Origin of the sequence: Acidisphaera sp. S103 (assembly GCF_009765975.1) — a bacterium.
Taxonomy (GTDB): domain Bacteria; phylum Pseudomonadota; class Alphaproteobacteria; order Acetobacterales; family Acetobacteraceae; genus Rhodopila.
Map to the genome: position 1 here is coordinate 26,582 of NZ_LMUJ01000083.1, position 14,064 is coordinate 40,645.

Below are 14,064 nucleotides of genomic sequence, written 5' to 3' on the forward strand. Positions count from 1 at the left end.
CAGCGCCTGACGTTTACAAACAGACACTAATGCATGCCTCCTTGCTTGGTCGCCCCCGTCTACAGAACCGGGGTTGGCAGAGGAACAAGTTGCTGCTAGCGCAGGCCCTTCGATAGGATAAAAGGCGCATGCCCGCGGCGACACTATTCTCGGAGCATGCCGTCCCCATAATGTCGATGCAGGCCATGAACGTACCCAACACCACTTCCTTCTTTGCCGGCCAGTCAGTGCGCAGCCTCACCTCCGCGCGGGCGGTGCTAGGTGAACTGTTCGACCGATTCCGACCACAGAGCGTGCTCGACGTCGGCTGTGGGGTCGCGCCTTGGCTATGCGCGGCACAGGAGCTCGGTGCTGCGGATATTCTCGGAGTCGATGGCGACTATGTTGATCGGGCCGCGCTCCTGATCGATCCGGCGGCGTTTCTGCCGGTTGACCTGGAGCGGCAACGGCTGTGCGACGTCGCCCCCCTATCTGACGGGCGCCGGTTTGATCTTGTTATCAGCGTTGAGGTAGCGCAGCATCTGTCGTTCTCTCGCGCTGAGAGTTTCGTCAACGACTTGACGCAGTTTGCCGATGTGGTGCTGTTCTCGGCAGCAGTACCATTTCAGGGCGGCGAGCACCATGTCAACGAGCAATGGCCGGAGTTCTGGGCACTGCTGTTTCGCGCCCATGGTTTCGACTGCCTCGATCTGGTCCGCCCGCTAATCTGGGCGCGCGCGGATGTGGACTGGTGGTACGCCCAAAATCTACTGTTGTTCGTCTGCCGCGGAAGTTCCGCGGCAGAAAGGCTGAAGCCGCCGTCGCTGCCCCAGATCCCGCCCCTGTCGCTGGTACATCCAAGCAATTACCTCGCGCAGATGCTGAACTGGTTCCACACGCATCGGATGGCAGCGGCCGAGGATGAGGAGGCCGATCTTGCAGCACTGGTCGTCGCCTACCAGGCTGGCTCGGCTTGCATCCCGCCCTTGCGGACCATCAGCCGCGCCGAGGCGGCGCCGGGGCGGCCAGATGTGTTCCCTAACACGCGGGTCGAGCGTTGCTTTCCGGAAACCTTGCTGCGCGAACGACAGATTCAGTACGAGATCCTCAGCACAGCGCATGCGAGCCTGCGCGACAGCTACCTGACGCAGCAGGCCGAGATGCGGGAATTGCGGCGGGAAATGGAAGACCGGCTCGTCGAAAGCCGGGATTTGTTTGTCCGTATCGTCGCCGAGACGGAGGGACACCTGGCCGAGACGGGGCGACACCTAGCCGAGACGGAGCGGCGCCTGGCAGAGATGGAGCGTTCGCGAGTGGCCCGGCTGGCGCGAGCCTATTACGCGCTCTATTCGCGGTCGTTACTCGGTTTGCCGCTGCGCCTGCTGCGCCGGACGGTCGGCGGCACAATGCGGCGGCTGCGCCCCAGCGTCGATTAACCCACCTCGGCCGTTTCAGCCCGGAATGCTGGCGGCTTGGCCGTTTCTGGCCCGGGCCTGCACAGGCAAAGACAAGCCGAGGCCGTGCCCTTCATCGCCGCGGCCCCGGCGCTCTTGACCGGTGCAGCGCTTGCAACGATTGCATCGGGCTCGAACAGCGCCGCCTCGCCGAGGCATTCGGACAAAGCCGCCGCATCAGGGCCGGACGCATAGGCCGAGGGCACCGCGGTGAGCGGCGTCGCGATCACCAGCAGCCCGCCCGGGCCAACCGGTCGCAGCAGATGGTCAAGCGCCGCCGCACGCTCGCTGACCGCAGCGAGTACATCGACGCACAACCGCAAATCGTGGGCGCCGGAATTCAGGGGCATGTTGTAAATCGAGCCGGGGACGACGGCATCGTCTCCCGCCGATTGCACAAAACCCTGAGCGGCAGGTTCGCCGAGCACCGGTGCCACTACGCCAAGGCGCGGTGGCGTCGGACGGTCGCCCAGATGCAACGCTGCCTCGCGCCGCACGATCCCCCAGTCCCTGAGCGAGGCTGGCGGCGGGGAAGGGTCGGTGCCGGATGGCAATCAATTCTAGCAGTTGCCGCAACAGCCGATCAAGATCGATGCTGGAGGTGCGTTCCTGTCCTGTCGTGCCGCGTGGGCAGTGCGCCAGCGAAGTGGCGTTCGAATACCAGCAGCGGCTGCATGCTGGCGAGGCAACATAGAGTTTGCCCGGATTACCGACGAAGGCCTCGCTGATTGTGCCAAAGAACAATACGGCGGACGCATTGGCAGCGTGGGCGAAATGCAGGAGCCCGCCCTCGGTATCGACGTGTGCGACCGCTGCTTTCAATACGCAGCAGAGTTATGACAGATCCGTGCGCCCGCGCAGGTCGATATCGGCATCGACCACCGGAGGATCGCCATTGTCGCCTACTCGCACTACGGCAAGCTCTTGCGATCGCAGCAGTGCCCGTATCTCGGCCCATTTCGCAGGTGGCAGCTGCTTAGTCGTGCGTTCCACCCCGAGGTTGCGCGCAAATGCCAGATCGCCGGGACTGGCGCCGCCGCGAATGATGACGTAGCGCGTCGGCGGATCGAGCCTGCACACGCAGGCCAGTGCCGCTGGGTCATGCGAAAAGATTAGCGGCATCATGTAGCAACCGCCACCACCCCGATGTTGAAGTATAGGTCTGAAGGATCTACTATACCATTCTTGGATATCCAAGAAAGGGTGGCAATGGCCGAGCCGCATGTCATCGGTGCACTAAGGAACAAGCGAGCAGAACTGGCGGGAATGCTGCACCAACTTGAGCAACAGCTTGCGCAGCAGCGCGCAAACCTGGCGCATGTCGATGCCACCATGCGGCTGTTCGATCCAGATATTCGGCCGAAAGACATCCGTCCCAAGCAGCCGCGAGAGCGCTACGCCTGGTTTCGTCAGGGTGAGTGCTTGCGGCTGATCTACGATGAGCTGCGCGAGGCCACCCAGCCGGTGACGACGCGCGAACTCGCGGAGCGGATCATGCACCTCAAGGCCATATTGCCAGCCGATGACCAGCGCCGTGAACGGATTCAGAAGACGCTACTTGCTTCGCTCAACCGGGCGAAGCAGACGATCGCGCGGGTGGAGATCGCGGGCGTGGTCCGTTGGCGGCTGATCTAATCCGTGTTTCGGGCCGTTCGGGAGAAGCCCCGAACGAAACATGGTCTAGGCGGCCTGCGCGCGTTGCCAGTAGCCGCAGAAATCGACCGACGGTCGGCACCGCATCGCCAGTCCGACCACGCCGTAGACCTGCTCGCCGTTGCTGACGCGGCGCAGGTCCTCGCGCCAGGCGGCCTCCTGAGCGTAGCGGACAAGGTACGGCCCGGCGATATGGTGGTGATGTCCGAGTTCGCCGCGACGCAGACGGGAGAAGTAGGATTCCGCGCCATTGGTGCAGGCGCCGTCGATGCTATAGCCGTCCTGGTGGTTGATCCGCTGCATGGCGAAGCCGGCATGCAGCGTGTTCCAGGCCGGACTTTCATCGGCGTGAACCACGGTGCCCTTGGCGATCCGCAGACGGACGGCCGCGACAGCGTCCGTCTCGGCGGCGAACACCTGCGCCAGCGTACGCCCACCGCGCTCGCGCATGGCGACGACAACCTGGCGCTTGCCCGACTGGTTTTCCGCCAGCCGCCGGTCAATCCGATCAGCGGCCAGGTTCTCCGGTCGGATGTGGCCACCGAAGTAGGCACCATCGATCTCGGCGGTTCGTCCTTCGCCGCCAATGCGCAGCGCCTTCGTGGCGGATGCCATGGCCTCGCGCAGTTTGTGCGCCAGCACGAACGCCGTCTTGTATTGCACGTCGAGGTCGCGGCAGAACGCCAGCATGCTCTTGCCTTTGACTTCATTACAGAACACCGCGATGGCCATCAGGTAGGTTCTGAGCGGCAGCTTGTGCCAGGCGAACAAGGTGCCCGAGGTCGCCGAGAAGTCAGCCCGGCACGCCTTGCAGCGCCAGCGCGGCTGGTGTTCCGAGCGACGACAGTCGTAGCAAATTTCGCAGCCGCAATGTGGACAGACCGGTTTGCCATCGGTCTGCGGCCAGCGCAGGCGCACGAACACGTTCTCTGCGCCTCGCTCGGACATCCGCGCGACCTTGCCCGGGCTGAGCGAGCGGGCAGCCGCGGACAGGAGGAAGTGTTGCGCCATCAGGGCCGTCTCAAATCATAGAACATATAGGGAACATGACCGAGATCGCACAGCCCGTCAACCGTGGTGGCGGTTGCTACATGATGGCGAAGATTAGCGGCGTGGCGCCGCCGATCGGAAGGCCGATGATCGATGGCAGCGATCGAGTACATGCGTGTTGCAGGCGCGATCGAGCAAGCTCATACCGAGATTGGACGAAAAGCGCTCAATCAGATCTGCGAGCTTCTCGTTCCCGGCCAATCAAGCGCCGTGGCATCCATGTCGATGCGCAAACCCTCACGCACCAGATAGTGTGGCAAAAAGCAATACAGATCGACGATGCCGAGCCGGCGCGCCGCGGTTGCCACGTCCTGCATCTCGCCCAAGGCGCGGCCACAGCGCTGGCGACCGTGGGGTTGTCGGCATAGAGCGACAGCACCACGTGCTTCTCGTACAGCAGAACGATTTCGCTTGGCCCCGGACGCCGCCCGAGGCCCGCAAATACCGCCGAGAACATCAGCGCATCGTCGAGGCCACCGCCGCCAAGCAGCACCAGCACGCGCGGCTTGCCCGATTGTCCGCCACGCGGCCGCAGCTAGGCCAGAAAAGACAGATTTGCGTCCGCGGCGACGAAGGGGCCCCAGCGTTCCTGCGCCGCTCATCGCATCGCTGCATGGTGGGGTGTGGCAGTTGCACTCTGCGCTCCGCAATGGGGCGAGCGGCGGAGCAGTCGGTCGGCAAGGGCATCTTGTCCCGGTGGTCGCGATAATTCTTGTGATCGTTAATTAGCTACCCGGTCTCTGCCAAGACGCTTCTATCCCTCGGCTATGCGGCCACCGCCTGTACCAGTTCGGGCCAACGTCGGTCCCAGCTGTTCGCGGCCGCAGACCAGTCGCCGCGACGGGGCGCGGTGACGATCGCATTCAGCGCCTCAGGCCATGGTCCGTTGCTGGCAACCAGATGGACATGGGCGGCATGGCGCTTCGCCTGTGGAATTGGAGCGGCCAGCACTTCCAGGCCAGCGTTGAGGTAATGATACAGTTTGTCCGGGTTGACGTGCCGCGTCATCGGATGATCGACCTGGTAGGGCAGCACGCCGGCACGGAAATTGCCCAGGATCGACCACAGATCGTCGTTATCATAGCCGCCGTGGAAGGTGACGTTGCGGCGACGTTTCAGCAGCGCGTCGAGCTCGACGGCGGCGTGCGGTGTGGATTCGTGAACGCGGCCATAAATCGCCAGCGTGACGTCTTGTGACGCAAGTGCGTCTAACCAGGTGAAATCGACCCGGCTGTCTATCGAGCCGATATAGACCATGCTTCGCGGATCGGCCTTCTCTACCGACGCAATCGGCTGCATGTGCGAGGCATTGTCGAGATGGTGCGCACGCGGATAGCGCTCCTTGAGCGCCGCATCCAGTAAGATCGTGTGTGTGCAGCGGCAACGCCAAATCGCATCCTGCAACATCCGGATCCCCCGTTCGAAGCCGGTCGCGTTGAACTGGAGGTCGTCATAGACGTCATAGACCAGCACGGCATTATCAAATATGCGTTGCAACCGGCTCGCGAACGGGGCTTCATTGCCGCCAAGTCCGGTCAGCACGATCAGCCGACCATCGCCGAGATTTTCACGCACCAACTGCAGAATCTCGTGCTCGTTGACACTGGACGCAAATGTCGCGTACTCGCTGCCGTGTCGCGAAAGGATGATCTGCTCCCAACAGTAGATGTGCAGCGCGCGCGCATCGGCGCGCTCCGCCGCGCGCATCAGGTATTTGCGGAAGTCGGTATGGTAGCGTTTGTTAGAAAGTAACAACAGATTTGGCATCATAAACTATTTCAGGATTGGTAGCATCGGGTCGGTCGATAGCAGGGTAGGATGGTTGTCGGCAAGAGTGCACTATCCCGAGGGTATCATCGCGGCTGCACCTTTCGTCAAAAGTTCAACCCTTTCCATACCCTGATCCGCTCGAGAACACCGTCAGAAATCAATTTGGCGGCTGGTGACACGACTGTTGGGTCTGGGCCATCAAGCTGCAGATCTGCCGTCGGTGGGGCGATCCGGCGCGGTAAGGGCGGGTGCCGGCCTGCTCCTGCGGCGCCGTCAAGTCGGCCGGCGAGCAGCTGCTCGCGGAGCGGGCTTCGCGCGGCCAAGGGCGCGGTACGCGGCGCCGCCGTTTTCGAGCTTGGCGTACAGGCGGTCACGGGACCGGATCCGGATATGCAGGTACTCACCCGCGGTGGGTAATTCGAGAGTTGCCATGCCCTGCTCGGGGGAGATCTCGTGGTTGCCGAGGCTTAGCCAGAATCCCGGGTAGTGGTCGGCGACGGCTCGCGACAGGACGACCTTGCTCCAAACCGAGGGCCTAGCCGGGCAAAGATAATCCCCCTTGACATCGAAATGACCCCAGCTGCCTTGCCGATCGGGTGCAACGTTACGCCAGGCGAATCTGCGCGCTCCACGGGCCTGCGCCTCGAGCACAGCCTCGAGAGTGTGGCGGTCAGTGATGTCGACACATTCGTTGGCGTCAAGCGGGAAGACCCAGTCGGCGCCAGCAGCAAAGGCGCGCTGGACCAGCAGGTTGGTAATCGCCGCCGGGACATTACCGCGAACAGCAGTCGAGCAGCTCGATCGGGACGCCGGCAGCGCACGCCGCCTCGAATATCTCGCGCGAGCCGTCGGTGGATCGGTGGATCGGTGGTCCATGACGACGATGTGGTCGAACAGGGCGGCACAATGTGCAAGGGAACTGGGCAGGATATCGGACTCATTGCGCACCATGACTGCTCTGCAAGGCGAAGTGGGCGCGTCGCCTACGATGGCGACGCGGCAGCAATGCAGGTTACCGGTGTCGGCGAGCGCGGGAGAACCGGCATGCGGGCGAATCCGAGTTTCAGGCCGTTTCGTTGCATGATCCGCAAAAGCTCGCGTTTGGGATCGATTCCATGGCGCGCCATGAAGCGGTAGAAAAGTCCGGTCTCCTGGTCTCTGGGGCGCAGGTGACGCGCGGAGACTTCACCAATGATTGCAATGCGGCCCGCCTGCTGTGCTTCCGGCCACGTTTGACCCCAGAGCAGGTCAATGCCGAACCCGCTAATGCCCTCACTGAACGTCCAGGCTAGCCGATCGAGTGCCGCCCTCGAGAAGGCCGGCATCATCACCTCCACCCCATCAACCGGCACCACACGGCCGGCATGTGCGACGTCGCGGAAGATCGGCCAAGAACAGTCCGAATCCGGAGTGAGCAAGGGCTGCGCCAGCACCAGGTCGTGCGACTGCATCACGTCGAAGAAGCGGTCCAGATCGCCGGCGCCGAGATCGATGTCGTCATCGAGGAAAATTACGCGTTCGTAGCTGCGCAGCAGAGTTGGGTCACGGCGCAAGATGGCCTCGATGGCGGTCACCTTGGAGCCGCGCTGGAAGATGGCATACTCGCAGGCTGCATGAGGTTCCGCGCCAGGGTCTTCGTAGTAGTTGAGCATCAGATCGAAGCTGCGTTCCGGCGTTGCGAAGCGATGAGCGGCGTCAGGAGCAGTCTGCACGAAGACGAGGTTCGGCCGTTGTGGTGCCGCAGCGCGGCGGAGTGGTCGCCAGTCGATATTGTCGCGAAAGGCGGTTTGGCGCGCCTCAAGACTTACGAAGCCGTAGTCAACGCCCTCGCCTTCGAGCCGACCGGTGGCGGCGATCTGCCTAAGCATTAGGGCCGGGGCAGTGGCTGATGTCGCGCCATGTGAGGCCATCCATCGCTGGAGATCGATGTGCGGCGCCGGATCGCGCCCCTCGGCGAGACCACGCGTAAGATAATGTTCGAGAGGGTGGTTGCCGCCCAGACAATCATGGTTAACCGCGGCGTACCAGGAGTGGTTGAACTCCTCAGAGGGCGATTCCAGGCGATCAGCGCCGTGGCGCAGGTAGAAGTTCAGAAGCGGGGAGCGAAGACGCACACCAGCGGCGGCAAGTTGCGCGCGATAATAGGCAGGATCAAAGAAGGGATTGGGTCGTTGGCCGCGTCGGGCGCCGATCGTGAGGTAGTGGATGAACGGTCGCCGGTACCAGACGCTGCTGCCCAGATAAGCAGCGCGATAAGCTTCAGGCTGGAAGAGACAGGCGCTATGGGCTCGGCGGATTGCATCGGTAGGATTTGACATGGCGGGAGTGGCGAACGTCCTGATGATATTAGAGAAGAACGCGGCAGTCGACGAGCGTCGATCCGATCCGCCGGTAGTTTGGCGCCCTTTGTTGCATAGCGTGAATGCAAGCGCAACAAGACCCATAACGATAGGGCCCACGCTGGTCGAAATGACTGTGTGTGGCATGAGTAGAATACTGGGCATATAGAATGGATGCTATCCTGAAGATGAACATTGCCGCGCGCAAACACGACACAGCCGCTGGAGGAGCCGCCAAACCGAGCGCATGTGCTGGATGCGATCGACTGGATCAGCTGGGACCGGCTGTTGTTCGCGACCGATTACCCGCATTGGGATTACGACGATCCAACCCACGCGCTGCCCATGCCGCTGCCGGAGCAGAAGAAGCGGGATTTCTTCCTGAACGCGGTGGCCTTGTAGGGGCAGGGTTAGACCGGTCCTCGGGGTGGCTTCAACGGTGCGCGGTCAATGGCTTGCCCGTTTTGCCGGGGGACTGTCCAGAGTCTGGGGAGATTGGTCCAACCGCGATATGACAGAGCCGGCTGTATCTGGCGCGGAGGGATCATCGATGGGGTGGGTTTTGCGATTGGCCGAAACCGGCCCTGACGCGCCGACGGAGAGTATCGACCTGATTGAGATCCATCGATCGTCCGGTCTCGCGGATATAGCGAATCTGGGACTGACACTGTCCGAGGCGAAGGAGTTGCTGGCTCGCGTTCAGCAGGCGATGGTCGCCGCGCAGGCCCGGGATCACGCGGTTCGCCGGCCGTCGTGCGCGTCTTGCTCGGGCCTATGTCACCTCAAGGACTGGCGGCCGCGGCGGATCGCGACGCCGTTCGGCGAGGTAGTGCCGAGGCTGCGGCGATGGCTCTGTGCCGATTGCGGGCGGACCGAAACCGGCATCGACTGGCCGGAGAATTGCCGTTCGACGCCGGAACTGAACGAACTGCACGCGAATTTGTCCGCTCTATTGACCTACAGAGTCGCCGCCGGGGTGCTGGCCCACCTTCTGCCCGTGGAGACCGGCACAAGCCTGGAAACATTGCGGGGTCATACAATAAAAGTCGCCGATCAGCTTCGCGACGCGGCCACCGGGCCGTGCGCAGCGGAGGCGCCGGCACTCGATATCAGTCTGGACGCGACGTTCGTCCGGAGCCGTCACGACGGTGAGCGCCATATGGAGGTCAGGGTCGGCAATGTCGAAGCTCCTGGTGGAGGCCGGCAGGTATTCGGTACCGTCGCGAAGAGCGGCACCAGCATTTTGGCGCTGATCGGCCGGAACCTCGCGGTAATGGGCCGGAATGGAGACACGAAGCTTACCGCCTTCACCGATGGTTGTTCCGGTCTACGCTCAATTCTGACGGATGCCGGCGTGAAGGATCCGCCGATCCTTGATTGGTACCACATCGCGATGCGGCTCCAACACGCGAAGCTGTCGGCGGGTGGCCTGGCGGATGAAACACCGGGCCGGCCCTCGGCGAAGGGCTTTATCGTCGCGCAGGTCGAGCGGCTTCACTGGCGGATATGGAACGGCAAGGCGAAGAACGCCCATGTTACCATCGATCGAATTCGCGCGGTGATGTATGTCTTCAAAAACGAGGCCAGACGCCGCGGCGCGGGCGCGTCATCGGGCAAGCTGTGGCATGCGTTGCACGAAATCGATGAGTATCTCACTGGACAAAGTGCCTGGCTGGTGAATTACGCCAAACGTTACCGCGCGGGTCTGAGGGTTGGGACATCGATCACCGAAGGCACGGCGAATTTCCTCGTGAACCGGAGAATGAACAAACAGCAGCAGATGCGATGGTCAAGGGGTGGCGCAGATGCCGTTCTTCAGGTTCGCTGCGCGATCTACAATGGCACGCTCGGAACCGGATTTGGCCATCTATTCAATCCGGGGCACGAACCATCTCAGCAACTTGCGATGGCGGCCTGATCTCCCCAGACTCTGGACAGTCCCGTCCTTGACCCGGCAAACGCCCCTGCCGTAGCGACAATCCGGCCGCCGAAGGGCGTGGGCTCTCGCCTGAGCGGCGACGATCTCCCGTTGGACCCCCACCAACAACAACTTCGCTTCAGCCAAGCTCAAACCCAGATGGGCGATATCAGCGAGATCGTCGGGCTTGTTGATCTCCATGACATCCGTACTCCGGCCGTCGCCCTCAGCGCCGGTTTTCACCAACCGTAAGATCCAGGCCACGCGTCCACCCCAGGTCAACGAACAGACCCGAAAGTTATCCGGTCGAGGCGCTCACCCCCAATCTTCAGCCAGTCCCATCGCAATCGGCGGGTCGTCACGACCGGCGGTGTTAACGCGGTTGCGCCCGGCATGCTTCGCGTCATACAGCGCGTCATCGGCTTCCTTCACGATCAGGCTTTCCGCTTCCCCAAGGAGAGGCCGCGCGACGGCGACACCGATACTGACGGTTAGCCGGCCGCTGGGGCTGCCCGCGTGCGGTATGTCGAGCCCCTCGACCGCGCTGCGTATCGCCTCGGCGACAGTGCTTGCCCCTGCCCAATCGGTATTTGGCAATACCGCAACGAATTCCTCGCCGCCGTAGCGGGCGCCCAGGTCACCAGGGCGGCGTATGCTTTTCTGGATGCAGGTTGCGATCATCTGAAGAACACGGTCGCCCTCTTGATGACCGTAGCCATCGTTATACAGCTTGAAACAATCTGCATCGAGCATCAACAGGGCAATTGGGGTCTCGGCGCGGATCGCACGGTTCCATTCCACCCGAAGCCTTGCATCGAACGCGCGACGATTGGCCAAACCGGTCAACCCGTCGGTAGCCGCTATCACCGATAGCTTATCAGCTGCTTCGACGAGCGCGCCTTCGGCTGCTAGACGGCGCAGCATTTCCCGACGGAATAACAGGCACAAAGCCACCGTAGCGCCACACAGCACGACCAGGATCGTGGCAACGATCAGTGTCTTACGCCACCAAGCCGAATAAATCTCGTCAACCGAAAGGGCAACGCTCAGAATCAGTGGCAGATTACCGATGTGCTGATACGTGTATAACCGCCTAACTCCATACGACGACGCTCCTTCGAAGCTCCCTTGGGGTGCCGCGGCGAACTTGCGGAAGGTGGTTGAATTGCTCATATCACGGTTGAAGTCTGCCTCAAGGACCGGATAGCGCGCGATCAACCGACCATCACCCCCGATTAAGGTCACAGAGCCTCCCGGCCCCAGATTGAGTTTCTCGAATAGTTTCTGGAAGTAGGCCACGCGCAGCGCACCCATGACCACGCCTCCGAAACGACCGTCCGACGCGGGGATGCGTCGGCTGATCGCGATGCTGGCGTCGCCACCCCGCAACCGGCTCAGGAAAGGACGGCTGACATAGAGGCCGATGTCCGGCCGTTCTTCTTGGACGCGAAAATAGTCTCTATCGGCCAGGTTCAGAGTGTGAGGCACGATGGATGTGGAATCTTCAACGACGCTTCCCGCCGTGTTCAGCACTAGGATTGATCCCAGGTCTTCGCCGCTGGCTGAACTATCAAACACCGCCATGTGCCGGATTTGAGGGCTGACCTGATCGATATCGGGTTGCTGCAACGCCGTGATGACACCCTGGAGGGAGAGGTCATAGAGCGCGATGTTGCGTGCGATATCCCTCTCCAGGACGAGAGCAAGGTTGGCGGACGCCTGCTTCGCCTGCTGCCAGGCATCCTCGCGCGCGTCGAGCAGCACTATGGCGCCGAGCGCGAGCATTCCTGAAGCGACCCCCATACTGAGGATGGTGAGCCATCTGATGGTTTTTCGCATCTCACTCGGTCCAATGGGTCAGAAAGTTACCGGAGCAACCGCAGCTTGTGAAGTCACGATGGCAACAGAGACCGTCCAGAAGGTGGGGGTGCGTCAGGACAAGCTGATCTGGTCCAGCCGGTGAGAGTCCGGTCCGGGTAAGGGCTAGCACCCGCCCGGTAGCGAGTGTTGCGTGGCCGTCGGCGACGGTAGTCACGAAGCGTACACAGCAATTGTGTGGGGTGGGACATTGAGCCGCGAAAGTTCTGAAATCACGGAGGCCGAGACCGTCCCCAGCGTCGAAGGCAATATGTGCGGCGCCGCCATGCAAGGCGTCGACACTCCGTCGTGGTCCAAGACCCCATCACGTACAAAAGGAACAGGTCGGAACCTGGGAGATCTCGTGTCCGACCGGGCGGCCCTCGGGTTGCCCGGCCCGCGTCGGAAAGGCGAGGAGCCGTAGCCGATGATGCACGGACACGAGAAGTCAGACCCTGAAATAGTAGCGATCCGGACGAGTGTCGGTGGCATTGACCGGGAGAAGCCGGCGAACAAGGCGGTGCCAACCGCTTCGGAGTCGGTGGAGCGAAGGGCAGGGACCAAGGGGGTTGAGCCGCGAAGAGCGGATCAACGGGCCAGCAAAGCACGCTCCGGGCGCAGGACCGGGTAGGCGTGTCCCAGGCGCTGGATCGCATACGGCAAGCCGCGAGGCACAACAAGAAGGAACGGTTCACCGCGCTTCTCCATCACATCAACCCCGAAACGCTGCGTCTGGCGTTTGACGCCCTCAAAAAGGACGCTGCCCCCGGAGTGGATGGGGTGACCTGGTCGGACTACGAGGTAGACCTTGAGCGCAGGCTCGAAGAACTACACGACCGGGTCCACAGGGGAGCATACCGGCCCCAACCGTCACGTCGGGTGTATATACCGAAGGCGGACGGCAGGCAGCGCCCACTTGCGGTCGCCGCGGTCGAGGACAAGATTGTTCAAGGCGCGGTGGCGATGGTGCTGAGCGCGATCTACGAGGTAGATTTCCTCGGGTTCTCGTATGGGTTCCGACCGGGACGTGGCCAGCACGATGCGCTGGACGCATTGGTGGTCGGGATCGACAGCCGCAAGGTGAACTGGATACTAGACGCCGACATTCGTTCGTTTTTCGACATGGTCGACCAGAGATGGATGATCCGTTTCGTTGAACATCGGATCGGCGACCCGCGCATCATCCGCCTGATCCAGAAATGGATGAAGGCGGGTGTGCTCGAAGACGGGGAGTTCAAGGCCAGTGAAAGGGGAACGGGCCAAGGATCGGTGATCTCACCGCTGCTGGCCAACATCTACCTGCACTACGCCTTCGACCTCTGGGCCAACCGCTGGCGACAGCGGGAGGCGACAGGCGATATGATCATTCTCCGCTATGCGGATGACACCGTCGTCGGCTTCGAGCATGAGGCCGACGCCCGTCGGTTCCTCGACATGATGCGCACGCGCCTGGAGGAGTTTGCGCTGTCGCTCCATCCGGAAAAGACCCGCCTGCTCGAATTCGGCCGCCACGCGGCAGCCGACCGGGAGCAGCGCGGGCTGGGCAAACCGGAGACCTTCAACTTCCTGGGCTTTACCTTCATCTGTAGTAAGTCCCGCAAGGGCCGCTTCCTGATAATCAGGAAAACACGGCGAGACCGTATGATGGCGAAGCTCCTGGAACTGAAGGAGGAAATGCGACGACGCATGCACGGGCCAATCTCCGAACAGGGAGAATGGCTGAGGCAGGTCGTGGGAGGTTTCTTCAACTACCACGCCGTGCCGACCAACGGCCGGGCACTCGCAGCCTTCCGACACCACGTAAGGGTTTTATGGGAACGCACGCTTCGGCGGCGGAGCCAGAAGGACCGGACCACGTGGGACCGGATCGCCAAACTGGCTGAGGAGTGGCTCCCCAAGCCCCGTATCCTACACCTTTGGCCGAACGTTCGCTTCGCCGTCAAATACCCGAGGTAGGAGCCGTATGCGGGCAAGCCGCACGTACGGATCTGTGCGGGGGGCGCCCAGTAATGGGCGTCCCTACCGCGATGTGCTATGGGACCGG

Annotated in this window: 13 protein-coding genes; 6 read left to right on the forward strand and 7 right to left on the reverse strand. The window is 62.3% G+C overall.

The window, feature by feature from the left end; translation table 11 throughout:
- Nucleotides 1-128 precede the first annotated feature (128 nt).
- Complete coding sequence (locus GSQ89_RS27830; RefSeq protein WP_158931387.1) at nt 129-1,415, forward strand: class I SAM-dependent methyltransferase; 1,287 nt, start codon at nt 129-131, stop codon at nt 1,413-1,415.
- Here GSQ89_RS27830 and GSQ89_RS27835 read toward each other — a convergent pair.
- Both GSQ89_RS27835 and GSQ89_RS27840 read right to left on the reverse strand, forming a co-directional pair.
- Complete coding sequence (locus GSQ89_RS27835) at nt 1,412-1,912, reverse strand: methyltransferase domain-containing protein (RefSeq protein WP_158931388.1); 501 nt, start codon at nt 1,910-1,912, stop codon at nt 1,412-1,414. The genes GSQ89_RS27830 and GSQ89_RS27835 overlap by 4 nt on opposite strands.
- A gap of 355 nt (nt 1,913-2,267) precedes the next feature.
- Nucleotides 2,268-2,558 (reverse strand): hypothetical protein, encoded by a 291-nt coding sequence (locus tag GSQ89_RS27840; protein WP_158931389.1) that lies wholly within the window; start codon nt 2,556-2,558, stop codon nt 2,268-2,270.
- An 84-nt stretch (nt 2,559-2,642) separates the two neighbouring features.
- Between GSQ89_RS27840 and GSQ89_RS27845 the strand changes: the two genes are divergently transcribed.
- On the forward strand, nt 2,643-3,068 hold the full coding sequence (locus GSQ89_RS27845) for a hypothetical protein (protein ID WP_158931390.1): 426 nt from the start codon (nt 2,643-2,645) through the stop codon (nt 3,066-3,068).
- A 45-nt stretch (nt 3,069-3,113) separates the two neighbouring features.
- On the opposite strand, the gene GSQ89_RS27850 is transcribed toward GSQ89_RS27845, so the two are convergent.
- Nucleotides 3,114-4,097, reverse strand: coding sequence for an IS1595 family transposase (locus GSQ89_RS27850; protein ID WP_158931391.1), 984 nt, complete (start codon nt 4,095-4,097; stop codon nt 3,114-3,116).
- 35 nt (nt 4,098-4,132) lie between these two features.
- Here GSQ89_RS27850 and GSQ89_RS27855 point away from each other — a divergent pair, with 35 nt between their 5' ends.
- Nucleotides 4,133-4,504 carry a hypothetical protein gene (locus GSQ89_RS27855; protein WP_158931392.1) on the forward strand — a complete coding sequence of 124 codons (372 nt, stop codon included), beginning with the start codon at nt 4,133-4,135 and terminating at the stop codon, nt 4,502-4,504.
- Nucleotides 4,505-4,901: 397 nt separating this feature from the next.
- Here GSQ89_RS27855 and GSQ89_RS27860 read toward each other — a convergent pair whose 3' ends face one another.
- From GSQ89_RS27860 to GSQ89_RS27870, 3 genes are all read right to left on the reverse strand, one after another.
- Entirely contained in the window at nt 4,902-5,903 is a 1,002-nt protein-coding gene (locus GSQ89_RS27860) for a hypothetical protein (RefSeq protein WP_158931393.1), read from the reverse strand.
- Between the two features lie 276 nt (nt 5,904-6,179).
- Nucleotides 6,180-6,857 (reverse strand): glycosyltransferase family 2 protein, encoded by a 678-nt coding sequence (locus GSQ89_RS27865; RefSeq protein ID WP_158931394.1) that lies wholly within the window; start codon nt 6,855-6,857, stop codon nt 6,180-6,182.
- Nucleotides 6,858-6,889: 32 nt separating this feature from the next.
- On the reverse strand, nt 6,890-8,224 hold the full coding sequence (locus tag GSQ89_RS27870; protein WP_158931395.1) for a hypothetical protein: 1,335 nt from the start codon (nt 8,222-8,224) through the stop codon (nt 6,890-6,892).
- 216 nt (nt 8,225-8,440) lie between these two features.
- On the opposite strand from GSQ89_RS27870, the gene GSQ89_RS27875 reads away from it, so the two are divergent.
- Both GSQ89_RS27875 and GSQ89_RS27880 read left to right on the forward strand, forming a co-directional pair.
- A complete protein-coding gene (locus tag GSQ89_RS27875; protein ID WP_158931396.1) occupies nt 8,441-8,647 on the forward strand; it encodes an amidohydrolase family protein in 207 nt (68 codons plus the stop codon).
- A 148-nt stretch (nt 8,648-8,795) separates the two neighbouring features.
- Nucleotides 8,796-10,163 (forward strand): ISKra4 family transposase, encoded by a 1,368-nt coding sequence (locus GSQ89_RS27880; protein WP_158931397.1) that lies wholly within the window; start codon nt 8,796-8,798, stop codon nt 10,161-10,163.
- Between the two features lie 315 nt (nt 10,164-10,478).
- Here the strand turns inward: GSQ89_RS27880 and GSQ89_RS27885 are convergent, their stop codons facing one another.
- A complete protein-coding gene (locus GSQ89_RS27885; protein WP_158931398.1) occupies nt 10,479-12,002 on the reverse strand; it encodes a GGDEF domain-containing protein in 1,524 nt (507 codons plus the stop codon).
- 651 nt (nt 12,003-12,653) lie between these two features.
- On the opposite strand from GSQ89_RS27885, the gene ltrA reads away from it, so the two are divergent.
- On the forward strand, nt 12,654-13,976 hold the full coding sequence (gene ltrA / locus GSQ89_RS27890; protein ID WP_216856440.1) for a group II intron reverse transcriptase/maturase: 1,323 nt from the start codon (nt 12,654-12,656) through the stop codon (nt 13,974-13,976).
- Nucleotides 13,977-14,064: the final 88 nt, after the last annotated feature.